This is a genomic window from Streptomyces sennicomposti (genome assembly GCF_019890635.1).
GTDB classification, from domain to species: domain Bacteria; phylum Actinomycetota; class Actinomycetes; order Streptomycetales; family Streptomycetaceae; genus Streptomyces; species Streptomyces sennicomposti.
In genome coordinates this window covers 79,122-103,270 of the sequence record NZ_JAIOAB010000009.1, presented here as the reverse complement: position 1 = coordinate 103,270, position 24,149 = coordinate 79,122, and the positions used below count along the sequence as shown (strand labels likewise).

Here is a 24,149-nt window from a genome sequence, read left to right as displayed (position 1 = left end):
CGGCCTCTATATAGGGGTATCCGGTGATTGTGTTCGTTGTGTCACGTAGGTCCCGCTTGCGGGCCGTCCGGCGGGTGTGACGGCGAAGCGGCCGGGCGCCCGGGCCACGTACTCTCTTCTGTTGTGCCGAACGCCAATGAAGACACCCCTGCCCTGAGCCAGGTACAGCAGCGCGCGGTGAGCGAACTGCTGCGCGTGGCCCCTGTCGCCGACGACCTCGCGCGCCGATTCGAGGAGGCCGGGTTCTCCCTCGCCCTGGTCGGCGGCTCGGTCCGGGACGCGCTGCTCGGCCGGCTGGGCAACGACCTGGACTTCACGACCGACGCCCGCCCCGAGGACGTACTGAAGATCGTGCGGCCGTGGGCGGACGCGGTGTGGGACGTGGGGATCGCCTTCGGCACGGTCGGCGCGCAGAAGCAGGCTCGCGTCGAGGGCGTCGAGCGGTGCTTCCAGATCGAGGTGACGACCTACCGGTCCGAGGCCTACGACCGCACCTCGCGCAAGCCCGAGGTGTCCTACGGCGACTCCATCGAGCAGGACCTGGTCCGACGCGACTTCACGGTCAACGCGATGGCGGTGGCGCTGCCGGAGAAGGACTTCATCGACCCGCACGGCGGGCTGGAGGACCTGGCGGCGCGTGTCCTGCGTACTCCGGGCACGCCCGAGGAGTCCTTCTCGGACGACCCGCTGCGGATGATGCGGGCCGCCCGGTTCGCCGCTCAGCTTGACTTCGAGGTCGCTCCCGAGGTCGTGACGGCGATGACGGAGATGGCCGAGCGCATCGAGATCGTCTCCGCCGAGCGGGTCCGGGACGAGCTGAACAAGCTGATCCTCTCCGACCATCCCCGCAAGGGGCTGACGCTGCTGGTCGACACCGGCCTCGCCGACCGGGTGCTGCCCGAGCTGCCGGCCCTGCGGCTGGAGCGGGACGAGCACCACCGGCACAAGGACGTCTACGACCACACGCTGATCGTGCTGGAACAGGCGATCGCCCTGGAGGAGAACGGTCCCGACCTCACCCTCCGGCTGGCCGCGCTGCTGCACGACATCGGCAAGCCGCGCACCCGCCGGTTCGAGAAGGACGGCCGGGTCTCCTTCCACCACCACGAGGTGGTCGGCGCGAAGATGACCAAGAAGCGCATGACCGCCCTGAAGTACTCCAACGAACTGGTGAAGGACGTCTCCCGCCTGGTCGAGCTGCATCTGCGCTTCCACGGCTACGGCACCGGCGAGTGGACGGACTCCGCGGTCCGCCGCTATGTCCGTGACGCCGGGCCGCTCCTCGACCGCCTCCACAAGCTGACCCGTTCCGACTGCACCACGCGGAACAAGCGCAGGGCAGCGGCGCTCTCCCGGGCGTACGACGGCCTGGAGGAGCGCATCTCCCAGCTCCAGGAGCAGGAGGAGCTGGACGCGATCCGTCCGGACCTCGACGGCAACCAGATCATGGAGATCCTGGGCGTCAAGCCCGGACCGGCCGTCGGGCAGGCCTACAAGCACCTGCTGGAGCTTCGCCTGGAGAACGGCCCGATGGACTACGACGCGGCGGTGGCGGCCCTGAAGGAATGGTGGGCCGAGCAGAACTGATGCCGTGGGGCGGGGTCATGTTTCACGTGAAACACGGCCCCGGCCGGGTCGGCATTCCCTGGCCTCCCCGGTGGGGGTCCGCGCACCGGACATGACGAAGGGGCGATGTTTCACGTGAAACATCGCCCCTTCGTCATGCGTACCGCTGTTACTTCTTGGCTTCCTTCAGGCAGAGCACGACATCGTGGCCACCGCCGTACTGGACGTAGGAGATCGTCGCGGCGGCGACGGTCTCGCACTTCTTCTCGTCGGTGGAGCCGTCGAACTTCTGGACAACCTCGTACTCGGCCTTGGCGGACGAGCAGTCGACGTCCTGGAGGTCGGGCTTGGACATGGTGCCGTCGTTGTGCATGCAGGAGCCGACCGAGGTCGTCTCCGCGTCGTCACGGGTCAGGAACCAGCCCGCGCCGAACTTCAGCACCGCGATGATGACGGCGACGACGATCGCGCCGATGATGCGCACGGCCTTCTTGCCAAAGCGCTTGCCGGCCGGAGCGGGCGGCGGGGGAACCGGCGCGCCCTGCTGCTGCGGGAACGGGGCGTAGGGCTGCTGAGGGACTCCCGGCTGACCGGGCTGCTGCCCCACGGGAGCGGCGGGCGCCTGGGCGTACGGGTTCGGGCCCTGGGGCGGCGGAGTGGTCACTTGGGGGTCCCCCTAGAGAAACGTAGGCACGATGACGCGAACATGGCGTCGACATAAGACGCACGTAAGCTACAGGCCCCCACTGACATCCCCGTACCTCACCGGGGGGTCTGTGTCATTGATGTGACACTTACTGGCGCGTATACCGGGTCATAGCCGCAGCAATCGCTCCGTAGATGACGGCGACCGTGATCACCAGGGCGGCCGAGCGGCCGTCGGGCGGCAGCATCAGCGCGGCGACGGCCGCGGCGCCGACGAAGGCGACGTTGAAGAGGACGTCGTACAGCGAAAAGATCCGGCCGCGGAAGGCGTCCCGCACCTCGTACTGCACGACCGTGTCCGTGGCGATCTTGGCGGCCTGGGTGGTCAGCCCCAGGACGAAGGCCGCGGCCAGCAGCGGGCCGCCGGCGAACGGCAGACCGAGGGCGGGCTCCAGGACGGCCGCGGTCCCGGCGCACACGACGATCCACCGGATCGGCCCGAGCCGCCCCGCCGCCCAGGGCGTCACCAGCGCGGCCACGAAGAACCCGGCGCCGGAGAAGCCGAGCGCCAGTCCGAGCAGCCGCAGCCCCGCATCGGTGCTCGACGTCAGACCGTAGCGGCACAGCATCAGCACCAGGACGGTCAGTGCGCCGTAGCAGAACCGCATCAGGGTCATCGCGGCCAGCGCGCCAGCCGCTTCCCGGCGCCGCGGCTCGGCGAGGTGCGCCACGCCCGCCAGCAGATCGCGGACCGTGCCGGTCAGCGCGGCGCCCAGCCGCGGCCGTGCCGCGGGGCGGTCGGGTCCGAGCAGTTCGAGGGCCGTCAGCAGCGACACGAGGGCCGCGCACAGGTACAGGGCGGCGCCCAGCAGCACCACGGCCGCGTCGGAGTCCGCCCCGGCCAGGCGCACGGCGAAGGCGAGGCCGCCGCCCGCGAAAGCGGCCAGCGAGCCGGCGGTCGGCGACAGGGAGTTGGCCATCACCAGCCGCTCGGCGTCGACCACCCGGGGCAGCGCGGCGGACAGGCCGGACAGGACGAAGCGGTTGACCGCGGTGACGCACAGCGCGGAGACGTAGAACAGCCAGTTCGCGGCGCCGGCCACCATCAGCGCGGCGGTGGCGGCGGCCAGCACCGCGCGCGCCAGATTGCCGTACAGGAACACCTGGCGGCGCCGCCAGCGGTCCAGCAGGACGCCGGCGAACGGGCCGACCAGGGAGTACGGCAGCAGCAGCACCGCCATGGCGGAGGCGATCGCGGCGGCCGAGGTCTGGTGCTCCGGGGAGAAGACGACATAGGTGGCGAGAGCCACCTGGTAGACGCCGTCGGCGCTCTGGGACAGCAGCCGTATCGCGAGCAGGTGCCTGAAGTCCCGCAGACGCAGCAGGACGCGCAGGTCACGGACGACGGCCATGGGGCACAGCCTCACATACGCGAGGGCCCCCGGCGCACGCGCGGTGCGTCCGGGGGCCCTCACAGCCCTGGCAGGAGCGGTTTCAGCGGTCCGTCAGCGCTCGACGTCGCCGCGGATGAACTTCTCGACGTTCTCGCGGGCCTCGTCGTCGAAGTACTGGACCGGCGGGGACTTCATGAAGTACGAGGACGCGGAGAGGATCGGGCCGCCGATGCCGCGGTCCTTGGCGATCTTCGCGGCGCGCAGGGCGTCGATGATGACGCCGGCGGAGTTCGGGGAGTCCCAGACCTCGAGCTTGTACTCCAGGTTCAGCGGGACGTCGCCGAAGGCACGGCCCTCGAGGCGGACGTAGGCCCACTTGCGGTCGTCGAGCCAGGCCACGTAGTCGGACGGGCCGATGTGGACGTTCTTCTCGCCGAGCTCCCGGTCGGGGATCTGGGAGGTGACGGCCTGCGTCTTGGAGATCTTCTTGGACTCCAGGCGCTCGCGCTCGAGCATGTTCTTGAAGTCCATGTTGCCGCCGACGTTCAGCTGCATGGTGCGGTCCAGGATGACACCGCGGTCCTCGAACAGCTTCGCCATGACGCGGTGCGTGATGGTGGCGCCGACCTGCGACTTGATGTCGTCGCCGACGATCGGGACGCCCGCCTCGGTGAACTTGTCCGCCCACTCCTTGGTGCCGGCGATGAAGACCGGGAGGGCGTTGACGAAGGCGACCTTGGCGTCGATGGCGCACTGGGCGTAGAACTTCGCCGCGTCCTCGGAGCCCACGGGCAGGTAGCAGACCAGGACGTCGACCTGCTTGTCCTTGAGGATCTGGACGACGTCGACCGGCTCCTCGGCGGACTCCTCGATGGTCTGGCGGTAGTACTTGCCGAGACCGTCCAGGGTGTGGCCGCGCTGGACCGTCACACCGGTGGAGGGGACGTCGCAGATCTTGATGGTGTTGTTCTCGGAGGCGCCGATGGCGTCCGCGAGGTCCAGACCGACCTTCTTCGCGTCGACGTCGAAGGCGGCGACGAACTCGACGTCACGCACGTGGTAGTCGCCGAACTGCACGTGCATGAGGCCCGGGACCTTGGCCGCCGGGTCGGCGTCCTTGTAGTACTCGACGCCCTGCACCAGCGATGCGGCGCAGTTGCCCACGCCGACGATGGCTACGCGAACCGAACCCATTCCGGTTGCTCCCTGTGTGTACTCGGTGAAGCCCTGAGCGGGCATCACGTGGCGGTGTCGCCGGGCGTATCCGGCCGGGGCGGCTCCCCGGTCCGGGGCAGGCCGCCCGTCGTTCCAGATGTGGTGTCCTGCTGAGCGGTCCCCCCGGCGGACCCCTTGAGGTCGCGTCCGGCCCGCTCGCTCTCGATGAGCTCGTTCAGCCAGCGCACTTCGCGCTCCACGGACTCCATTCCGTGGCGCTGGAGCTCGAGGGTGTAGTCGTCGAGGCGTTCCCGGGTGCGCGTGAGGGAGGCGCGCATCTTCTCCAGGCGCTCCTCCAGCCGGCTGCGGCGCCCCTCGAGCACCCGCATGCGCACATCGCGCGACGTCTGCCCGAAGAAGGCGAAACGCGCGGCGAAGTGCTCGTCGTCGTAGGTGTCGGGGCCCGTCTGGGAGAGCAGTTCCTCGAAGTGCTCCTTGCCCTCCGCCGTCAGCCGGTAGACGATCTTGGCCCGGCGCCCCGCGAGCGGAGCGGCGAGGGCGTCCTCGGCCGTGTTCCCCGGTTCCTCCGTCAACCAGCCGCTCGCGACCAGCGTCTTGAGGCAGGGGTAGAGCGTCCCGTAACTGAAGGCGCGGAACACACCCAGTGATGTATTGAGTCGTTTGCGCAGCTCATAGCCGTGCATCGGGGACTCGCGGAGCAGGCCGAGTACGGCGAACTCGAGGATCCCGGAACGCCGGCCCATCGTCGCCTCCTCTCTGCCGCGACCCGGTGCTGGCGGATGCCGTTCTGGGTGCCGTGACGGTCTTTATGTCGCGCTGATGTATCGACTCGATACATCACGACGATAGAACGGCGGTCCGCGCGCGACAAGAGGGGGGATCGTGAACGGGATCACATCCCTGTTTCGTTGAGACCAAGTTGCCTGGTTTGCGGTGAACTTCGGGGCACGGCGGGTTTTGCCGGTGCGTAGTCTGTGCGCCATGCAGACCACCGGGAACCGAGTGACGCCTGGGGACGTCCTCGTCCCCGGTGCAGTACGGGTGAATGCGAGACCGACCACATCCGTACTTCGGGGGGACCGGAAACCAGCCGCCGTTTCCAGGCGCGCACGGGTGCGCCTGCCCGAGGAGTAGTCGTTCGATGAGCGAGCACCGTCGCAAACCGCCGCAGCCGCAGGGAGGCGGACGTGCCGCGGCCCGACGCGGTCCCTCCGGTTCGTCCTCCGGCCGCCGCGCGGCTCCGCGAGGCGCCACCGGATCTCCCGCCGACTCCTACGGGTCCGGTTCCTACGGGGCGGGCTCGTACGGCGCCGGAGGCGACCAGCGCCCCTACGGCGGGCGCGCCGAGGCACGCCGCGCGGCGCAGCGCGGCGGCGGCCGGCGCAGAGGAGCGGACCCGGGCCCGAGCGGGCCGGGCAGGGGCCGGGGCCGGACGGCGCCGCCCGCCAAGAAGCGGTTCATCGACTACCCGCGCGTGGGCAAGGACGGCTGGCGCCGCTGGATGCCCTCCTGGAAGCTCGTGACGGGCCTGTTCATCGGCTTCGTCGGCAGCCTGGTGGCCATCGCGGGAGTCGGCTACGCGATGGTGAGCGTGCCGAACGTCGCCCAGACGGCGACCGCCCAGAACAACGTGTACTACTGGTCCGACGGCTCCGAGATGGTGCGGACCGGCGGTGAGATCAACCGCCAGATCATCAACTACGCGGACATCCCCGAGGAGATGCGGTACGCCGTCATCTCCCAGGAGAACAAGACCTTCGAGACCGACAGCGGTATCGACCCGAAGGGCATCGCGCGCGCCCTGTTCAACATGGCGCGCGGCGGTCAGACGCAGGGTGGTTCGACCATCACCCAGCAGTACGTCAAGAACGCGATGCTCAACGACCAGTCGCAGACCATCTCCCGCAAGTTCAAGGAGATCTTCGTCGCCATCAAGGTCGGCGCCGAGGTCCCCAAGGACGAGATCATGTCGGGGTACCTGAACTCCGCGTACTACGGGCGCGGCGCCTACGGACTCCAGGCGGCCTCGCGCGCGTACTTCAACAAGGACGCCAACCACCTGAACCCGGGCGAGTGCGCCTTCCTCGCGGCGATGCTCAAGGGCGCCACGTACTACGACCCGGCCGGCGCGACCTCGATCGACCCGACCGCCACCGCCGAGGCCAACAAGAGGCGGGCCGAGTCGCAGATGCAGGACACGCTCGACAAGATGGTCGAGTACGGGCATCTGAGCGCCGCGGAGCGGGCCAAGTACACCACGCTCCCCAAGTGGCAGAACCCGCGGTCGAACACCCGGCTGAGCGGCCAGATCGGCTACCTCGTCGACCTGGCCAAGGCCTACATCATCAACAACACCGAGATCACGGCGGACGACCTCCAGCGGGGCGGCTACCAGATCCGCACGACCTTCGACAAGAAGAAGGTCCAGGAGCTGGAGGCGGCCGTCACCAAGGTCCGCAAGGCCAACATCGATCCCAAGAAGCGTCCGGACCACGACACCTACGTCCAGTTCGGCGGCGCCTCGGTCAATCCCGCGAGCGGGGCCATCGAGGCGATCTACGGCGGTGAGGACGCCACCAAGCACTTCACCAACAACGCCGACGCGACCGGCGCCCAGGTCGGCTCCACGTTCAAGCCGTTCGTGCTGGCGGCGGCCATGCGCGACGGTGTCCGCGACCCGAACGGCGACGAGATCCAGGCGCAGGACGAGCGCACCCAGGTCTCGCCCAAGAGCCGCTTCAGCGGGAAGAACAAGCTGAAGATCAAGAACTACAACGGCTCCGTCTGGAAGAACGAGAAGGGCGAGGAGTGGCTGCAGACCAACGACGACCAGCTGTCGTACGGCAGCCCGCCCAACTACATGATCGACCTGCGTGAGGCGATGCGCGAGTCGGTGAACTCCGCCTTCGTCCAGCTCGGCATGGACGTGGGCCTGGACAAGGTCAAGCAGGCCGCGCTGGACGCGGGTCTGAAGAAGGACAGCCTGACCGGCACCACCTACCCGTCCTTCTCCATCGGCATCTCCGACCCCAGCGCCATCCGTATGGCGGGGGCGTACGCGACCTTCGCCGCCAGCGGCAAGCAGAACGAGCCGTTCTCTGTCACGAAGGTCACCAGCAAGGACGGACCGATCTACACGCACAAGAGCGTCACGAAGACCGCGTTCACCGCGAACGTCGCCGACAACGTGACCGATGTGCTGAAGACCGTGGTCGAGAAGGGCACCGGCACCAGCGCCAAGCTGCCCGGCCGCGAGGTGGCCGGCAAGACCGGCACCACCGACGGCAACCGGTCCGCCTGGTTCGTCGGCTACACCCCGCAGCTGTCCACCGCGATCAGCATGTTCCGGCTCGACGACGACGCGAACAACAAGGCGCGGACGTTCCTGTCGATGTTCGGCACGGGCGGCAAGGAGAAGATCCACGGCGCCTCGTTCCCGGCCGAGATCTGGCACGACTACATGTCGCAGGCGCTGGCGGGCCAGCCGGCCAAGTCGTTCCCGGAGCCTCAGCCGATCGGCGAGATCGTCAACCCCGAGCCCAGCCCGACGCCCACCCCCTCGCCCACCCGGAGCGAGACGTCCAGCCCGACGCCGACGCCGACGCCCACGCCGAGCGAGACGGCCACCACCCCGTCGCCGACACCGACCGAGACCATCTGCGGTTTCTTCGGCTGCTCCGACAACGGCGGCAACGGCAACGGCGGCAATGGCAACGGCGGCAACGGCAACGGAGGCGGCACGGGAGGCGGCACCGATCCGTCACCGTCCTCCAGCGAGTCGTCCGGGGAGAGCGACGGCGGCCAGGGCAGCACCTGGGGCAGCAGAGGAGGCGTCTTCGGTAACTAGCCGGGACGTCGTCCGCCGGGCCGTTTCACGTGAAACATGGGCCGCCGCACCCACCGGGTGCGGCGGCCCACGGCGTATTCCCAGCGGCATACGGCAGGATGTCCGCATGCCCAGTGCTGAATCGACGCAAGCGAGCGCGCACGAGCCCGGCCCGGTGCTGCCGACCCGGCAGGACGAGGTCGCCGCAGCCGGCAGCGAGCTGATCGGCGGCCCGATCGGGCGGCGTGCCCTGCTCGCGGCGTCCTGGTGGACCCCGGTGCGCGTCATCGCGCTCGTCGGGATCGGGATGTTCGCCCTCGGTCTGGTCCAGAAGGCGCCCTGCTACCACAGCGGCTGGTTCTTCGGCGCCAGCTCCCAGTACACGAAGGCCTGCTACTCGGACATCCCGCACCTCTACCAGGGGCGTGGATTCGCCGACGGCCTGGTGCCCTACTTCGACAAGCTCACCGGCGACATGCCGTACCTGGAGTACCCGGTGCTCACCGGGGTGTTCATGGAGGTGGCCTCCTGGCTGACCCCGCACAGCGGGACCATGCAGCACCAGGAGCAGTGGTACTGGATGGTCAACGCCGGGATGCTGATGGTCTGCGCGGCCGTCATCGTCGTGTGCGTGGTCCGGACGCACGCCCGGCGCCCCTGGGACGGTCTGCTGGTGGCCCTGGCGCCGGCGTTCGCGCTCACCGCGACCATCAACTGGGACCTGCTGGCGGTCGCCCTCACGGCCGCCGCGATGCTGATGTGGTCCCGCGGGCGGTCCCTGGCCTTCGGCGTGCTGATCGGTCTCGCCACGGCCGCCAAGCTCTACCCGGTGCTCCTGCTCGGCCCGCTGCTGGTGCTGTGCTGGCGCGCGGGCCGCTGGCGCGAATTCGGCAGTGCCCTGGGCGGCGCCGTCGTCGCCTGGCTCGTCGTGAACCTGCCGGTGATGCTCTTCGCCTCCGACGGCTGGTGGCAGTTCTACCGGTTCAGCCACGACCGGGGCGTCGACTTCGGCTCCTTCTGGCTGATCTGGTCGCAGGAGTCGACCGACCCGCCCAGCACCGACTTCGTGAACACCGGGGCCACGTTGCTGATGGTGCTCTGTGCCCTGGGGATCGCGGCCCTGGCGCTCACCGCCCGGCGCAGACCGCGCTTCGCCCAGCTCGCCTTCCTGATCGTTGCGGCCTTCGTCCTCACCAACAAGGTCTACTCGCCGCAGTACGTCCTGTGGCTGGTGCCGCTGGCCGTGCTGGCGCGCCCCAAGTGGCGGGACTTCCTGATCTGGCAGGCCTGCGAGGTGGCGTACTTCCTCGGGATCTGGATGTACCTCGCGTACACGACCAGCGGGGACGCCCACAAGGGACTGCCGACCGAGGGCTACCACTGGGCGATCGCCCTGCACCTGGCGGGAACGCTCTACCTGTGCGCGATCGTCGTGCGCGACATCCTCCGGCCGGAGCGGGACGTCGTGCGCCGCACGGGGGACGACGACCCGTCGGGCGGTGTGCTGGACCGCGCGGACGACGTCTTCGTCCTCGGGGCACAGGCCCACGCGCCGCACGACGAGGGGCCCTTCGAGGGAGCCCGGACGGAGTGGGGCGGCCGCCCGGCGGCCCTGCCCGAAGACCGTTCGCTCTGAGCGAACGGCGTTCGGACGCGGCGGACCGCACCGGTCCGCGCCGGCTGCCCACCGGGGTTCAGGACCCCCGGCGAGCGAACGAAAGGCCGTACCCGGCAGGTTCCGGGTACGGCCTTCGGCATGCGTTGGACGGCGGAGGGCCGCTCATACGCAGGACGGCGGCGGGCCGCTCAGCGGTCCACGAGGCGGTCGAACTGGGTCGTGGTGTGCCGCAGATGGGCCACCAGCTCGTCGCCGACCTTCGGCTCCGGCGCGTCGGAGGGCACGAACAGGATCGACACCTGCATGTGCGGCGGCTCGGCGAACCAGCGCTGCTTGCCGCCCCAGACGAACGGCGACAGGTTCCGGTTCACCGTGGCCAGGCCGGCCCGCGCGACGCCCTTGGCACGCGGCATGACGCCGTGCAGCGCCTTGGGGGCCTCCAGACCCACCCCGTGCGACGTACCGCCCGCCACGACCACCAGGAAGCCGTCCGAGGCGGCCTTCTGCTGCCGGTAGCCGAAGCGGTCGCCCTTGGCCACCCGCGTGACGTCCAGGACCGCGCCGCGGTACTCGGTGGCGTCGTGGTCGCCCAGCCACAGCCGGGTGCCGATCCGGGCGCGGAAACGGGTCTGCGGGAACTGCTGCTGAAGCCGGACCAGCTCCTCGGCCTTGAGGTGGCTGACGAACATGGTGTGCAGCGGCAGCCGGGCCGCGCGCAGCCGGTCCATCCAGCCGATGACCTCCTCGACGGCGTCCGAGCCGTCGGTGCGGTCCAGCGGCAGGTGGATGGCGAAGCCCTCCAGGCGGACGTTCTCGATGGCGGACTGGAGCTGCGGCAGCTCCTGCTCGGTGACACCGTGCCGCTTCATCGAGGACATCACCTCGATGACCACCCGGGCCCCGACGAGGCCGTAGACGCCGTCGATGGACGACACCGAGCGGATCACCCGGTCGGGCAGCGGCACGGGCTCCTCACCGCGCCGGTAGGGCGTCAGCACCAGCAGGTCACCGCCGAACCAGTCCTTGATCCGTGCGGCCTCGTACGTCGTGCCGACGGCGAGGACGTCCGAGCCGAGCCGGGTGGCCTCCTCCGCCAGCCGTTCGTGCCCGAAGCCGTAGCCGTTGCCCTTGCAGACCGGGACCAGTCCCGGGAACTGCTCCTGCACGTGCTTGTGGTGCGCCCGCCAGCGCGCGGTGTCGACGTAGAGCGTGAGCGCCATGGCCGGACCTGGAACCTTTCTCCTGGCTGCGGTGTGTCAGAGGGATGAAGCGGTGCGGCGGAGGCGGGGACGCCTGCGCCGGAGTCGGAGCGGTGAGCGCGGGGTCAGCGCCGCGACATGTAGATGTCGAGCGCCTTGTGGAGCAGCTTGTTGAGCGGGAAGTCCCACTCGCCGAGGTACTCGGCCGCCTGGCCGCCGGTGCCGACCTTGAACTGGATCAGGCCGAACAGGTGGTCGGTCTCGTCCAGCGAGTCCGAGATGCCGCGCAGGTCGTACACGGTGGCGCCCAGGGCGTAGGCGTCGCGCAGCATCCGCCACTGCATCGCGTTCGAGGGCCGCACCTCGCGGCCGATGTTGTCGGAGGCGCCGTAGGAGTACCAGACGTGCCCGCCGACGATCAGCATGGTCGCCGCGGCCAGGTTCACGCCGTTGTGCCGGGCGAAGTACAGCCGCATGCGGTTGGGGTCCTCGGAGTTGAGGGCCGACCACATGCGCTGGAAGTACGACAGCGGGCGCGGCCGGAAGTGGTCGCGCACGGCCGTGATCTCGTACAGCCGCTGCCATTCCTCGAGGTCGTAGTAGCCGCCCTGGACGACCTCGACGCCGGCCTTCTCGGCCTTCTTGATGTTGCGGCGCCACAGCTGGTTGAAGTTCTTGTGCACCTCTTCCAGGGACCGGTTGGCCAGCGGCACCTGGTAGACGTAGCGGGGCTGGACGTCGCCGAAGCCGGCGCCGCCGTCCTCGCCCTGCTGCCAGCCCATCCGGCGCAGCTTGTCGGCGACCTCGAAGGCGCGCGGCTCGATGAAGTCGGCCTCCAGGTCGCGCAGGCGCTTGACGTCGGCGTCCTGGATGCCGCGCTTGATGGTCTCGGCGTTCCAGCGCCGGATGATCACCGGCGGGCCCATCTTCACGGAGAACGCGCCCTGCTGCTTCAGGTGCGCCAGCATCGGCTGGATCCAGTCCTCCAGGTTCGGCGCGAACCAGTTGATGACCGGGCCCTCGGGCAGATAGGCGAGGTAGCGCTTGATCTTGGGGAGCTGGCGGTACAGCACGAGACCGGCGCCGACCATCTGACCCGTGCGGTCGTCGAACCAGCCGAGGTTCTCCGAGCGCCACTCCGCCTTCACGTCCGCCCATGCCGGAACCTGCATGTGACTCGCCGCCGGCAGGCTCTGGATGTAGGCCAGATGCTGCTCTCGACTGATGGTCCTCAGGGTCAGGCTCATTCGGGGCGCTCCTCGGGCTGGCGTGTCCCCATGGGTTCAGGGGCTCCGGCTCTCGCGCCGAAGCCTACTGCGCCAGGGGAGCGCGCAGACTGGCCGCACACCACCTTCGTCCCGGCCCGTCGCCCGCCGGGGCGTTCGCGTGCTCGCCACGGGGGCGTCCGCGCCGTGCGGCGGACGTCCCCGCGCGAGGAGGGTCCGGTGGGAGCGGGTCAGCCGATGACACCGCCGAAGGGGCCGCCGTGCCACATGCCGAGGAAGAAGCCGATGGCCGAGGCGCCGAGGCCGAGGATCAGCCCGAAGCGCTGGCGTGTCGTCACCGAGATCCACTGGCCGTACGCGCCGGTGAGGATGCCCACCAGACCGGCCCAGGAGCTGAGCAGATGCAGGCCGGGAGCGGTGAGGCCGGTGATGAACGCGGTCAGGCCGAGCACCAGGGTGACCAGGAGCAGGGTGTCCTGGAGCGGATGGGGCTTGCCGTCCGTGGCGAGCAGGCCGCTGCCGGCGGTGTTCGGTCGCATCGTCTGTGCCATGGGCACCTCCTGCGAAGGGCGGCGCATGGTAGCGCCGTACACACCCGAGGTGTCCAGATTGCCGGGAACGGACCACCGATTTCAACCGGAAGCACGGGTGCGGGTACTCTGTACCGTCTGCACCCGTGTCTGCCTTCCGGGCGGAGCGCAGGACAGCCCGGCGATCCCGCCGGCCGACCCCGCTTGTCAGTGCCGGCTGTTTTACTGGCAGACACGATTGCGTACGCATCACAACCCTCCTGCCACGGAACGACCGTGGCCGCTGAGTCCAAAGGAGGTGGGTTCCACATGCGTCACTACGAGGTGATGGTCATCCTCGACCCCGATCTCGAGGAGCGCTCTGTCTCCCCGCTGATCGAGAACTTCCTCTCTGTCGTCCGTGACGGCGGCGGAAAGGTCGAGAAGGTCGACACCTGGGGCCGTCGTCGTCTCGCGTACGAGATCAAGAAGAAGCCCGAGGGCATCTACTCGGTCATCGACCTGCAGGCCGAGCCTGCGGTCGTCAAGGAGCTCGACCGCCAGATGAACCTGAACGAGTCGGTCCTCCGGACCAAGGTCCTCCGCCCCGAGACCCACTGAGCCCTTCGGCTCAGCCGGCCTCGGGATTCGAGTAGCAGCACCAGCAGCCAGCACACCCGCCGAGAGGTTCCCCATGGCAGGCGAGACCGTCATCACGGTCATCGGCAATCTTGTCGACGACCCCGAGCTGCGCTTCACCCCCTCCGGTGCGGCGGTCGCGAAGTTCCGCGTCGCGTCCACGCCCCGCACCTTCGACCGCCAGACGAACGAGTGGAAGGACGGCGAGAGCCTGTTCCTGACCTGCTCGGTCTGGCGTCAGGCGGCGGAGAACGTCGCCGAGTCGCTCCAGCGAGGCATGCGCGTGATCGTGCAGGGCCGGCTGAAGCAGCGGTCCTACGAGGACCGTGAGGGCGTCAAGCGCACGGTCTACGAGCTGGACGTCGAGGAAGTCGGCCCCAGCCTGCGCAACGCCACGGCGAAGGTCACCAAGACCTCCGGTGGCGCCCGCGGTGGCCAGGGCGGTTACGGCGGCGGCGGTGGCGGCGGCCAGCAGGGCGGCGGCTGGGGCGGCGGCCCCGGTGGCGGCCAGCAGGGCGGCGGCGCTCCGGCCGACGACCCGTGGGCGACCGGCGCTCCCGCCGGTGGCAACCAGGGCGGCGGCGGCTGGGGCGGTGGCTCCGGCGGCGGTGGCGGCTACTCGGACGAGCCTCCCTTCTAGGCCTTCGTGCCGGGTCCTTCGGGCCCGGCCGGGTCGGAGGGCGGGTCGTACCCACACTTCTTGATCACACAGGAGAAACACCATGGCGAAGCCGCCTGTGCGCAAGCCTAAGAAGAAGGTCTGCGCTTTCTGCAAGGACAAGGTCACGTACGTGGACTACAAGGACACGAACATGCTGCGGAAGTTCATTTCCGACCGCGGCAAGATCCGTGCCCGCCGCGTGACCGGCAACTGCACGCAGCACCAGCGTGACGTCGCCACGGCCGTCAAGAACAGCCGTGAGATGGCGCTGCTGCCCTACACGTCCACCGCGCGCTAAGGGAGGGTGACCGAATCATGAAGATCATCCTCACCCACGAGGTCTCCGGCCTCGGTGCGGCCGGCGACGTCGTCGACGTCAAGGACGGCTACGCTCGCAACTACCTGATCCCGCGGAAGTTCGCTATCCGCTGGACCAAGGGTGGCGAGAAGGACGTCGAGCAGATCCGTCGTGCTCGCAAGATCCACGAGATCCAGACCATCGAGCAGGCCAACCAGATCAAGGCCCAGCTCGAGGGTGTGAAGGTCCGTCTGGCCGTCCGCTCGGGCGACGCAGGCCGTCTCTTCGGTTCCGTCACGCCGGCCGACGTCGCTTCGGCGATCAAGGCCGCCGGTGGCCCCGAGGTCGACAAGCGCCGCATCGAGCTGGGTACGCCGATCAAGACCCTGGGCGCCCACGAGACGTCCGTGCGTCTGCACCCCGAGGTGGCCGCCAAGGTCAACATCGAGGTCGTCGCGGCCTGATCGCCGTGCGCTCGGCTGCGTGAGCTGAGAGAAGGGCCGTACCCGGTCGGGTGCGGCCCTTCTTCATGGCCATGTTCTCGTGGGCGAGGTGCGGCTGTTTCACGTGAAACGGTGGCTCAGCGGGTCGCCCCCGTGACCAGCCAGCGGCCCGATCGGGTACGCAGCCAGAGCGTCAGCAGGCGGACGGTCATCATGAGCGTCATCGCTCCCCACAGGGCGGTGAGCCCACCGCCGAACACGGGCACCAGGAGCGCGGCCGGGACGAAGACCGCCAGGGTGACCAGCATGGCTCCGGCCAGGTACGGACCGTCGCCCGCGCCCATCAGCACGCCGTCGAGAACGAAGACGACACCGCAGATCGGCTGGGACAGCGCCACCAGCAGCAGCGCCGGCAGGGCGGTGTCCTTCACGGTGGGGTCGGCGGTGAACAGGGGCAGGAACACCGGTCGGGCCACGATCACCAGCAGGCCGAGAACCACACCGACCGCGGTGCCCCACTGCACCATCCGCCGGCAGGCCTCCCGGGCGCCCTCGGTGTCCCCGGCCCCCAGAAAGCGCCCGATGATGGCCTGCCCGGCGATCGCGATGGCGTCGAGCGCGAAGGCGAGCAGGGTCCACAGGGACAGGATGATCTGGTGCGCCGCGATGTCCGCGTCACCGAGGCGGGCCGCGACCGCGGTGGCGGTCATCAGGATGGCCCGCAGGGAGAGCGTGCGGACGAGCAGCGGAACGCCCGCCTGCGCGGAGGCCCGGATGCCGGCGGCGTCGGGGCGCAGGGAAGCGCCGTGTCTGCGCGCGCCGCGGACGACCACGCCGAGGTAGACGGCGGCCATGCCGCACTGGGCGATCACGGTGCCCCAGGCCGAGCCCGCGATGCCGAGTCCGGCGCCGTAGACGAGGCCGGCGTTCAGGGCGGCGTTGGCGACGAAGCCCGCGACGGCGACGTAGAGCGGTGTCTTCGTGTCCTGGAGTCCGCGCAGCACTCCGGTCGAGGCGAGGACGACGAGCATGGCGGGGATGCCGAGAGCGGAGATCCGCAGATACGTCGTCGCGTAGGGGGCGGCGGTGGGGGAGGCTCCGAAGACGTCCACCAGGGCGGGTGCGGTGGGCAGGGTGATCGCGATGACGGCGGCCCCGAGCAGCAGCGCCAGCCAGATGCCGTCCATGCCCTGCCGGATGGCGGCCTGGAGATCGCCGGCGCCGACGCGGCGGGCGACGGCGGCCGTGGTGGCGTAGGCGAGGAAGACGAAGACGCTGACAGCCGTGGTCAGGAGGGCGGAGGCGACGCCGAGGCCGGCGAGTTGCGCGGTGCCGAGGTGGCCGACGATCGCGCTGTCGGCCATCACGAAGAGCGGCTCGGCGACGAGCGCGCCGAAGGCCGGGACGGCCAGGGCGGCGATCTCTCGGTCGTGCCGTCGCCGGGAGGCCGGACGGCGTGCGGGGGCCTGTGTCATGGGGGTCAATCTAGTCGTCCACAGGTAAGTGATGCAAAGGCATTGTGATCCTTACTTGGCGTCTTGTGCTGTGCACATGTGCGCATCGTTCGAAGCGAATGTGGCCCGAGCGGGAAAGTTTTTCTTCTGCACAGCCCGTGGATGGGATCACCGCAGGTCAGAGGGCTACCCCCGAGAGGGGCGAGGGCTTGTTCACAGCGCTGTCCACCGGGTCGTGCACAGGTTTTGCCGAGTTCTCCACAGCATCGGGCCCGTCGTCCACATGGCCTGTGGATAACCAGATTGGCTGAAGGTGCCCGGGGGCCTACCGTGGTCCGGCGCCCGCTCCTTCCCCACGGCTTCCGAACCGTCCCAGAAAGACGCGCGGAAGTGGAGCCGGGACCCTCGATTTGTCAGTGCCGTGGCGTACAAGAGAGAAGCACGGCGAGGTCCGCAGGGCGGACGGGAGGAGGTGGCTCGGTGAGCATTTCCGAGCCCTTGGACGACCCCTGGGCCGACAGCGGCCCCAGCGATCGTCTGCCCGCCTCCCGGCGGCGCCCCGACGGCGGCCGCGGCCGGGACGAACAGCACGAGCGGGACCGGGACGACCGCTTCCTGGACGGCGGGGGCCCGTCGTTCGAGCGCGTCCCCCCGCAGGACCTCGACGCGGAGCAGTCCGTCCTCGGCGGCATGCTGCTGTCCAAGGACGCCATCGCCGACGTCGTGGAGATCCTCAAGGGCCACGACTTCTACAAGCCCGCGCACGAGACGATCTACCAGGCGATCCTCGACGTCTACGCCAAGGGCGAGCCGGCCGACCCCATCACCATCGCCGCCGAGCTGACCAAGCGCGGCGAGATCAACAAGGTGGGCGGCGCCTCCTATCTGCACACGCTCGTCCAGACGGTGCCCACGGCGGCCAACGCCGCGTACTACGCGGAGATCGTCCACGAGCGCGCGGTGCTGCGCCGCCTGGTCGAGGCCGGCACCCGCATCACGCAGATGGGTTACGCGGCCGACGACGACGTGGACGAGATCGTCAACCGCGCGCAGGCCGAGATCTACGCCGTCACCGAGCAGCGCACCAGCGAGGACTACCTGCCGCTCGGCGACATCATGGAGGGCGCGCTCGACGAGATCGAGGCGATCGGTTCGCGCAGCGGCGAGATGACCGGCGTGCCCACCGGGTTCACCGACTTCGACTCGCTGACCAACGGCCTGCACCCCGGTCAGATGATCGTCATCGCCGCGCGCCCCGCGATGGGCAAGTCGACGCTCGCGCTGGACTTCGCGCGGGCCGCGTCGATCAAGCACAACCTGCCCAGCGTCATCTTCTCGCTGGAGATGGGCCGCAACGAGATCGCGATGCGCCTGCTGTCCGCGGAGGCCCGGGTGGCCCTGCACCACATGCGCTCGGGCACCATGACCGACGAGGACTGGACGCGGCTGGCCCGCCGGATGCCGGACGTCTCGGCCGCCCCGCTCTACATCGACGACTCTCCGAACCTGTCGATGATGGAGATCCGCGCCAAGTGCCGCCGGCTCAAACAGCGCAACGACCTGAAGCTGGTCGTCATCGACTACCTCCAGCTGATGCAGTCCGGCGGCTCCAAGCGCGCCGAGAGCCGTCAGCAGGAGGTCTCGGACATGTCCCGGAACCTCAAGCTGCTCGCCAAGGAGCTGGAGCTCCCGGTCATCGCGCTCTCCCAGCTCAACCGTGGCCCCGAGCAGCGCACCGACAAGAAGCCGATGGTCTCCGACCTGCGTGAGTCCGGCTCCATCGAGCAGGACGCCGACATGGTCATCCTGCTGCACCGCGAGGACGCCTACGAGAAGGAGTCGCCCCGCGCCGGCGAGGCCGACCTGATCGTCGCCAAGCACCGGAACGGCCCGACCGCCACCATCACGGTCGCCTTCCAGGGCCACTACTCACGCTTCGTGGACATGGCCCAGACCTGATCGGGGCCGCGCGTCCCCGCCCGGGCGTCCGACTCGCGGCGGGGCCCCGGGAAATGGGCTCGACGTTCACCGGGGCAGCCTGTGGACTGAGGGCATGACGACACCTCAGGACGAGTTGCTTCCCGGTACGCGCCGGGCGCTGCTGCACCGGATCGCCGTGGCACAGAGCGAGGGGCGGGCGCCGTCGCTCGTCGCGGCGGTCGTGCGGGACGGGCGGACCGTGTGGCACGGTGCGCGCACCTCGGTGGCCGGGCACGCGCCGGACGAGAACACCCAGTACCGCATCGGCTCGATCACCAAGACCTTCACCGCCGTGCTCGTGCTGCGGCTGCGGGACGAGGGACTGCTCGATCTCGGGGACCCGCTGGACAAGCACCTGCCCGGCACCGGCGCCGGTCAGGCCACGATCGCCGAGCTGCTGGCGCACACGGCCGGCCTGGCCGCCGAGTCGCCCGCGCCCTGGTGGGAGCGCACGCCCGGCAGTCTGCGCCCCGAACTCGCCGACGTACTCGGCGAGGAGCCGCTGCGGCACCCGGTCGGCCGGCGCTTCCACTACTCGAATCCCGGCTACACCCTGCTCGGTGCGCTGGTCGAGAAGCTGCGGGGCGCCCCGTGGGAGGACGTCCTGCGGCGGGAGGTGCTGGAACCGCTGGGACTGCACCGCACCGGCGGGCGGCCGCAGGCGCCGCACGCGGGTGGCTGGGCGGTGCATCCCTGGGCCGACGTGCTGCTGCCCGAGCCCGTCGAGGACCTCGGCCGGATGGCCCCGGCCGGGCAACTGTGGTCCACCACCGGGGACCTGGCCCGCTTCGCGGCCTTCCTCGTCCGGGGCGACGACCGGGTCCTGGGCGCCGCGTCGCTGCGGGAGATGCGCACCCCGGCGGCACCGCCCCAGGAGGCGGACGTGGTGGCCGGGTACGCGTACGGACTGGGGCTGGAGCTGCGGCGGTCGGGCGAGCGGCTGCTCGTGGGCCACTCGGGTTCGCTGCCGGGCTTCCTGGCCTCGCTGACCATCGCGGCGGCGGACGACGTAGCCGCCGTCGTGCTGGTCAACTGCACCTCGGGGGTCTCCCCGGTCGCCGTGGGCGCGGATCTCGTCCGGATCGTCGCCGAGGCCGAGCCGCGCATCCCGGAGCCCTGGCGGCCGGCGCGGGACGTCGATCCGGCGGTGCTGGAGCTGGTGGGCCAGTGGTACTGGGGGACGAACGCCTTCGGTCTGCGGCTCGGCGCCGACGGGCTCGTCTCGCTGGAGCCGCTGACCGGCAGCGGCCGCCGCTCGCGGTTCCGGCCGAACGGCGACGGGACCTGGACGGGGCTGGAGGGGTACTACGCGGGGGAGTCGCTGCGGCCCGTACGGCGGGCCGACGGCTCCGTGGACCACCTGGACCTCGGGTCGTTCGTGTTCACCCGCCAGCCGTACGAGGAAGGGGCTTCGGTGCCCGGCGGCGTGGACCCCGAGGGATGGCGAGGCATCGGACAGCGCCCCGAGTCTCCATGACCCGAGGGGCCGGTTCGCGTTTCACGTGAAACGGCCCCTTGCCGCCCGGAGCTGTCAGAGGGTCAGCTTGAAGCCCACGTGCGAGGCCTCGAAGCCCAGCCGCTCGTAGAAACGGTGGGCGTCGGTGCGCGACCTGTCCGAGGTCAGCTGGACCAACTGGCAGCCCGCACCACGGGATTCCTCGATCGCCCACTCGATGAGCCGGGTGCCCAGGCCGCCGCCGCGCTCGTCGGCGTGGATGCGCACGGCCTCGATGATCGACCGGGTCGCGCCGCGCCGCGACAGACCCGGGATGAACGTGAGCTGGAGAGTGCCCACGATCCGGCCCTCGCGCACGGCGACCACCAGGCGCTGGTTCGGGTCGGCGGCGAGCCGCTCCAGAGCGGCCAGATACGGTGCGAGGTCGTCCGGCGACTCCCGCTGCGCGCCCAGCGGATCGTCGGCGAGCATGCCGACGATGGCGGGGACGTCGTCTGCGACGGCGGCGCGTATTTCAAGATCTCCCATGTCCGGCACCCTACGCGCGGCGTCCGGCTCCGCGCGGTGTCACGCGGGTGCGGGCGCGTGCAGCGACTCCACGACCCGGACCAGGGGCGCCAGCTCCGGGTTCCCGGCCGCCTCATCCAGCGCCTCGCGCAGCGCGGCGTCGTTGGTCGGCCGGGCCTCTTCGAGGAGCGCGAGACCGGCCTCGGTGACGTTGGTGTAGATGCCCCGGCGGTCGGTGGGGCACAGATAGCGCTCGAGCAGTCCCCGGTCCTCGAGGCGGGTGACGAGCCGGGTGGTGGCGCTCTGACTGAGGACGACCGCGTCGGCGACCTGCTTCATCTGCAGATGCCCGCCCTCGCCGTCGTGCTGCCGGCTGAGCACGTCGAGCAGGGAGTACTCCCGCACGCTCAGGCCGTGCCCCGTCTGCAGGGCGCGCTCGATGTGGGCCTCGATCCTCCCGTGCAGCAGGGAGAGGGCGCACCAGCCCTGGGCGAGCGCGGTGAGCGAGGGGTCCGTCGCTGTCATGGGCGTTCCTCCATCCCGTGGGACCGCCTCCAGGATAAAGCAGGCGCGCAATAGACGGCGCTTGCGCTTAGCCCGCGTCTGCAATTATTGTCTGAGCACGTAAAGCGCATCTGCAATCGTTGGGAAGGTAGCCCCTCATGCCTCTCGCGCTTCTGGCCCTCGCGATCGGGGCCTTCGGAATCGGTACGACCGAGTTCGTGATCATGGGCCTGCTGCCCGAGGTCGCGAGCGACTTCGGGGTCTCCATCCCCACGGCCGGTCTCCTCGTCACCGGCTACGCCCTGGGCGTCATGCTCGGCGCTCCGCTGATGACCGTGCTCGGCACGAAGATCTCCCGCAAGCGGATGCTGATGCTGCTGATGGGACTGTTCATCGCCGGGAACCTGCTGTCGGCGCTGGCCCCCGTCTTCTCGGTCATGCTGATCGGCCGCGTGGTCGCCTCGCTGGCCCACGGCGCCTTCTTCGGCATCGGCTCCGTGGTCGCGGCCGAACTCGTCGCGCCGCACAAGCGGGCCGGCGCCATCGCGATGATGTTCACCGGTCTGACGGTCGCCAACGTCGTCGGCGTCCCGCTCGGCACCCTGCTCGGGCAGTCCGCCGGATGGCGCGTGACCTTCGCCGCCGTCGCCGGGCTCGGCGTCCTCGGCCTGGCCGGCATCGCCAAGCTGGTGCCCGACCTGCCCAAGCCCGAGGGCGTGCACCTGCGGCACGAGCTGGCCGCGCTGAAGAACGCCCAGGTACTGCTGGCCATGGCGATGACCGTCCTCGGCTTCGGCGGCGTCTTCGCGGCCGTCACCTACATCGCGCCGATGACGACCCACGTCACCGGCTTCTCCGACGGCTCGGTCACCTGGCTGCTGGTCCTCTTCGGCCTCGGCATGGTCGGCGGGAACCTCGTCAGCGGCCGGTTCGCCGACCGCGCCCTGATGCCCATGCTGTACGTCTCCCTGAGCGCCCTGGCCGTCGTGCTCGCGCTGTTCACCCTCACCGCGCACAACAAGGTCGCGGCGGCCGTGACCATCGTCCTGATCGGCGCCCTCGGCTTCGCCACCGTGCCGCCGCTGCAGAAGCGCGTCCTGGACCAGGCGCACGGCGCCCCGACGCTGGCCTCGGCCCTCAACATCGGTGCCTTCAACCTCGGCAACGCGTTGTCCGCGTGGCTCGGCGGACTCGTCATCGCGGCCGGCTTCGGCTACACGGCGCCCAACTGGGTCGGCGCCGCCCTCGCCGCGGGCGCCCTGGCCCTCGCGGTCCTCTCCGCCGCCCTGGAACGCCGGGACGGCGCGCCGAGCACGGTCGTCGCCACCGGCGACCGGACCAGACAGCCGGTCACCGCCCGGCGCTGAGCCGCACACGCCTCCGACGCCGACCGCCCCGGCCCCGGCCCCGGCCCCGGCCCCGGCCCCGGCCCCGGTCCGGGTCCGGCCCCGGTCCGGGGCCGTCGCCCCATCCCCCCACCGACCGGACCCTCCCCCTCCCATCGGCCGGTCCGCCTCACCCCGAGGCAGGCCAGTCCCCCTCTCCCGACCGACCGATCCCCCCCACGCACGTGGCACCACCCTTGAGGAGAACCCCAGATGAGCACCAACACCGCCGTGGCTCCGCTGACCATCCAGGACGCCGAGGCGCTCGTCGCCGCGGCCCGTCGGGCGGCGGAGGCCGCCGGAGTCGCGGTCAGCGTCACCGTGCTGGACGCGGGCGGGCACCTGCTCGCCTTCCGCCGGGACGACCGGGCCGTGCTGATCTCCGGGGAGACCAGCACCCGCAAGGCCTACACGGCCCTGCAGCTCGACGCCCCCACCGCCGACCTCGTGGCCGCCGTGCAGCCGGGCGCCCCCTTCCACACCTTGCCCACCGCGCTCGACCGGCCGCTGCTGTTCATCGCGGGCGGCGTCCCCGTGCGGCGCGACGGCCGGCTGATCGGGGCCGTCGGAGTCGGCGGCGGCGCCCCGGAGCAGGACCACGGCTTCGCCGCCACCGCCGTCGAGACCCTCGCCTGACCGGGCCACGGCACGTACGACGCCGGCCCCGCGGGGCCGGCGTTCACCTGTTCCGGTCCGCTCAGCCCGCCGCCACGGACAGCGGAGCGAAACGGCGGGTCCAGTCCCCGGGCAGCTCCGGGATGCCGTACGTCATGACGGAGTTGGAGAAGACGGAGGCCATCCCGCGCTGCCGCAGCCAGGCCAGCAGCTCCTCGTGGCGCACGTCGACGTCGGTGCGCAGCGGACGGTCGGTACGGGCGGCGACAGCGGCGACGAGGGCCTTCGCGGTCTGTGTGTCCCGGGCGATCAGCGGGCCCACGACATGGGTGTCCATGTTGGGCCAGGCCGCCGTGTAGCCGATGATCCGGCCCCCGTCCTCGGCGACCAGGAGATGGTCGGCGAACGCCGGCAGCCGAGTGATGAGCGGGGTGCGGTCGGCGCCGAACACCTCCTCGTCCAGCCTGAGGACGCCGTGCAGGTCCTCGGCGGTGGCCGCCCTGGTGGCGACGGAGGGCGGCGTGTCCTCGGGGACGAAGCGGCCGACCACCATCTCGGCCCGGCCGGTGACCTTGAAGCCCAGCTCCTCGTAGAGCGGGCGCCCGTTCGGCGTCGCATGCAGGGTCAGCGGGGTGGGACCCATCAGGGAGACGACGTGCCGCATCAGACGGCGGCCGATGCCCTGCCGGGCGTGGCGTTCGGCGACCAGGACCATGCCGATGGCGCCCAGGTCCGGGCGGTCGTGTGTGCCGTACTCCGTGACCACGCAGCCGGCCACGAGGCCTCCGTCGGGGTCGTCGATGCCGTAGGCCTTCCCGGCGGTGAGGAGGAGGCCCCATTTGTGTTCCTCGCGCTGCCACCCCCGGTTCTCGGACAGGTCTGCGCAGGCGGTGAGATCCCGGAGCGTCAGGCGGCGGATGGGCAGGGCGGCGGCGGAAGGAGTCGACACGCAGGTCAGGCTGTCCGACGGGGACCGTCGGCGTCCACCCGTTTCCCCAGAGACGTACGTGCTTTTGGTCATGCTGTGGCCTGCTGTACAGCGCACCGA

22 protein-coding genes are annotated in these 24,149 nt (G+C 70.4%); 11 read left to right on the top strand and 11 right to left on the bottom strand.

Going from position 1 to position 24,149, the window contains the following annotated elements:
• Positions 1-123: 123 nt before the first annotated feature.
• On the top strand, positions 124-1,587 hold the full coding sequence (locus tag K7787_RS08215; RefSeq protein WP_043261054.1) for a CCA tRNA nucleotidyltransferase: 1,464 nt from the start codon (positions 124-126) through the stop codon (positions 1,585-1,587).
• Between the two features lie 148 nt (positions 1,588-1,735).
• Here the strand turns inward: K7787_RS08215 and K7787_RS08210 are convergent, their stop codons facing one another.
• The 4 genes from K7787_RS08210 to K7787_RS08195 form a co-directional block, all read right to left on the bottom strand.
• On the bottom strand, positions 1,736-2,230 hold the full coding sequence (locus K7787_RS08210) for an LppU/SCO3897 family protein (RefSeq protein ID WP_009189566.1): 495 nt from the start codon (positions 2,228-2,230) through the stop codon (positions 1,736-1,738).
• A gap of 130 nt (positions 2,231-2,360) precedes the next feature.
• The gene (locus tag K7787_RS08205; protein WP_223000974.1) at positions 2,361-3,623 is read right to left on the bottom strand and encodes an MFS transporter; all 1,263 of its coding nucleotides are present in this window, start codon (positions 3,621-3,623) and stop codon (positions 2,361-2,363) included.
• Positions 3,624-3,716: 93 nt separating this feature from the next.
• Entirely contained in the window at positions 3,717-4,799 is a 1,083-nt protein-coding gene (locus K7787_RS08200) for an inositol-3-phosphate synthase (protein WP_223000973.1), read from the bottom strand.
• Between the two features lie 44 nt (positions 4,800-4,843).
• Positions 4,844-5,524 carry a PadR family transcriptional regulator gene (locus K7787_RS08195; RefSeq protein WP_019981330.1) on the bottom strand — a complete coding sequence of 227 codons (681 nt, stop codon included), beginning with the start codon at positions 5,522-5,524 and terminating at the stop codon, positions 4,844-4,846.
• Between the two features lie 398 nt (positions 5,525-5,922).
• Between K7787_RS08195 and K7787_RS08190 the strand changes: the two genes are divergently transcribed.
• Both K7787_RS08190 and K7787_RS08185 read left to right on the top strand, forming a co-directional pair.
• Positions 5,923-8,628, top strand: a complete 2,706-nt coding sequence (locus K7787_RS08190; RefSeq protein WP_223000972.1) for a transglycosylase domain-containing protein — start codon at positions 5,923-5,925, stop codon at positions 8,626-8,628.
• Positions 8,629-8,734: 106 nt separating this feature from the next.
• Positions 8,735-10,243, top strand: a complete 1,509-nt coding sequence (locus K7787_RS08185; RefSeq protein WP_009189560.1) for a glycosyltransferase family 87 protein — start codon at positions 8,735-8,737, stop codon at positions 10,241-10,243.
• A gap of 170 nt (positions 10,244-10,413) precedes the next feature.
• Here K7787_RS08185 and K7787_RS08180 read toward each other — a convergent pair whose 3' ends face one another.
• The 3 genes from K7787_RS08180 to K7787_RS08170 form a co-directional block, all read right to left on the bottom strand.
• Positions 10,414-11,445 (bottom strand): alanine racemase, encoded by a 1,032-nt coding sequence (locus tag K7787_RS08180; protein WP_009189559.1) that lies wholly within the window; start codon positions 11,443-11,445, stop codon positions 10,414-10,416.
• A gap of 104 nt (positions 11,446-11,549) precedes the next feature.
• A complete protein-coding gene (gene femX, locus K7787_RS08175) occupies positions 11,550-12,671 on the bottom strand; it encodes a peptidoglycan bridge formation glycyltransferase FemX (RefSeq protein ID WP_009189558.1) in 1,122 nt (373 codons plus the stop codon).
• 209 nt (positions 12,672-12,880) lie between these two features.
• Positions 12,881-13,201: a hypothetical protein gene (locus K7787_RS08170; protein ID WP_019981333.1), complete on the bottom strand. Its 321-nt coding sequence runs from the start codon at positions 13,199-13,201 to the stop codon at positions 12,881-12,883.
• 288 nt (positions 13,202-13,489) lie between these two features.
• Here K7787_RS08170 and rpsF point away from each other — a divergent pair, with 288 nt between their 5' ends.
• The 4 genes from rpsF (at position 13,490) to rplI (ending at position 15,221) form a co-directional block, all read left to right on the top strand.
• Complete coding sequence (gene rpsF / locus K7787_RS08165) at positions 13,490-13,780, top strand: 30S ribosomal protein S6 (protein WP_009189556.1); 291 nt, start codon at positions 13,490-13,492, stop codon at positions 13,778-13,780.
• 73 nt (positions 13,781-13,853) lie between these two features.
• On the top strand, positions 13,854-14,438 hold the full coding sequence (locus K7787_RS08160) for a single-stranded DNA-binding protein (protein WP_009189555.1): 585 nt from the start codon (positions 13,854-13,856) through the stop codon (positions 14,436-14,438).
• A gap of 82 nt (positions 14,439-14,520) precedes the next feature.
• Positions 14,521-14,757 (top strand): 30S ribosomal protein S18, encoded by a 237-nt coding sequence (gene rpsR / locus K7787_RS08155; RefSeq protein WP_003949403.1) that lies wholly within the window; start codon positions 14,521-14,523, stop codon positions 14,755-14,757.
• 17 nt (positions 14,758-14,774) lie between these two features.
• Entirely contained in the window at positions 14,775-15,221 is a 447-nt protein-coding gene (gene rplI / locus K7787_RS08150; protein ID WP_009189554.1) for a 50S ribosomal protein L9, read from the top strand.
• A 116-nt stretch (positions 15,222-15,337) separates the two neighbouring features.
• On the opposite strand, the gene K7787_RS08145 is transcribed toward rplI, so the two are convergent.
• Positions 15,338-16,675 (bottom strand): MATE family efflux transporter, encoded by a 1,338-nt coding sequence (locus K7787_RS08145; protein ID WP_164394567.1) that lies wholly within the window; start codon positions 16,673-16,675, stop codon positions 15,338-15,340.
• Between the two features lie 459 nt (positions 16,676-17,134).
• On the opposite strand from K7787_RS08145, the gene dnaB reads away from it, so the two are divergent.
• Together dnaB and K7787_RS08135 are read left to right on the top strand one after the other, a co-directional pair.
• The gene (gene dnaB / locus K7787_RS08140; RefSeq protein WP_164394569.1) at positions 17,135-18,613 is read left to right on the top strand and encodes a replicative DNA helicase; all 1,479 of its coding nucleotides are present in this window, start codon (positions 17,135-17,137) and stop codon (positions 18,611-18,613) included.
• A gap of 94 nt (positions 18,614-18,707) precedes the next feature.
• Entirely contained in the window at positions 18,708-20,111 is a 1,404-nt protein-coding gene (locus K7787_RS08135) for a serine hydrolase domain-containing protein (RefSeq protein WP_043261048.1), read from the top strand.
• Between the two features lie 54 nt (positions 20,112-20,165).
• On the opposite strand, the gene K7787_RS08130 is transcribed toward K7787_RS08135, so the two are convergent.
• Together K7787_RS08130 and K7787_RS08125 are read right to left on the bottom strand one after the other, a co-directional pair.
• On the bottom strand, positions 20,166-20,618 hold the full coding sequence (locus K7787_RS08130) for a GNAT family N-acetyltransferase (RefSeq protein ID WP_009189542.1): 453 nt from the start codon (positions 20,616-20,618) through the stop codon (positions 20,166-20,168).
• Between the two features lie 39 nt (positions 20,619-20,657).
• Positions 20,658-21,122 carry a MarR family winged helix-turn-helix transcriptional regulator gene (locus tag K7787_RS08125; RefSeq protein WP_019981339.1) on the bottom strand — a complete coding sequence of 155 codons (465 nt, stop codon included), beginning with the start codon at positions 21,120-21,122 and terminating at the stop codon, positions 20,658-20,660.
• Between the two features lie 137 nt (positions 21,123-21,259).
• Here K7787_RS08125 and K7787_RS08120 point away from each other — a divergent pair, with 137 nt between their 5' ends.
• The gene (locus tag K7787_RS08120) at positions 21,260-22,468 is read left to right on the top strand and encodes an MFS transporter (protein WP_223000971.1); all 1,209 of its coding nucleotides are present in this window, start codon (positions 21,260-21,262) and stop codon (positions 22,466-22,468) included.
• A 231-nt stretch (positions 22,469-22,699) separates the two neighbouring features.
• Positions 22,700-23,122: a GlcG/HbpS family heme-binding protein gene (locus tag K7787_RS08115; protein ID WP_223000970.1), complete on the top strand. Its 423-nt coding sequence runs from the start codon at positions 22,700-22,702 to the stop codon at positions 23,120-23,122.
• Between the two features lie 61 nt (positions 23,123-23,183).
• On the opposite strand, the gene K7787_RS08110 is transcribed toward K7787_RS08115, so the two are convergent.
• Positions 23,184-24,050: a GNAT family N-acetyltransferase gene (locus K7787_RS08110; RefSeq protein ID WP_223000969.1), complete on the bottom strand. Its 867-nt coding sequence runs from the start codon at positions 24,048-24,050 to the stop codon at positions 23,184-23,186.
• Between the last annotated feature and the right edge of the window lie 99 nt (positions 24,051-24,149).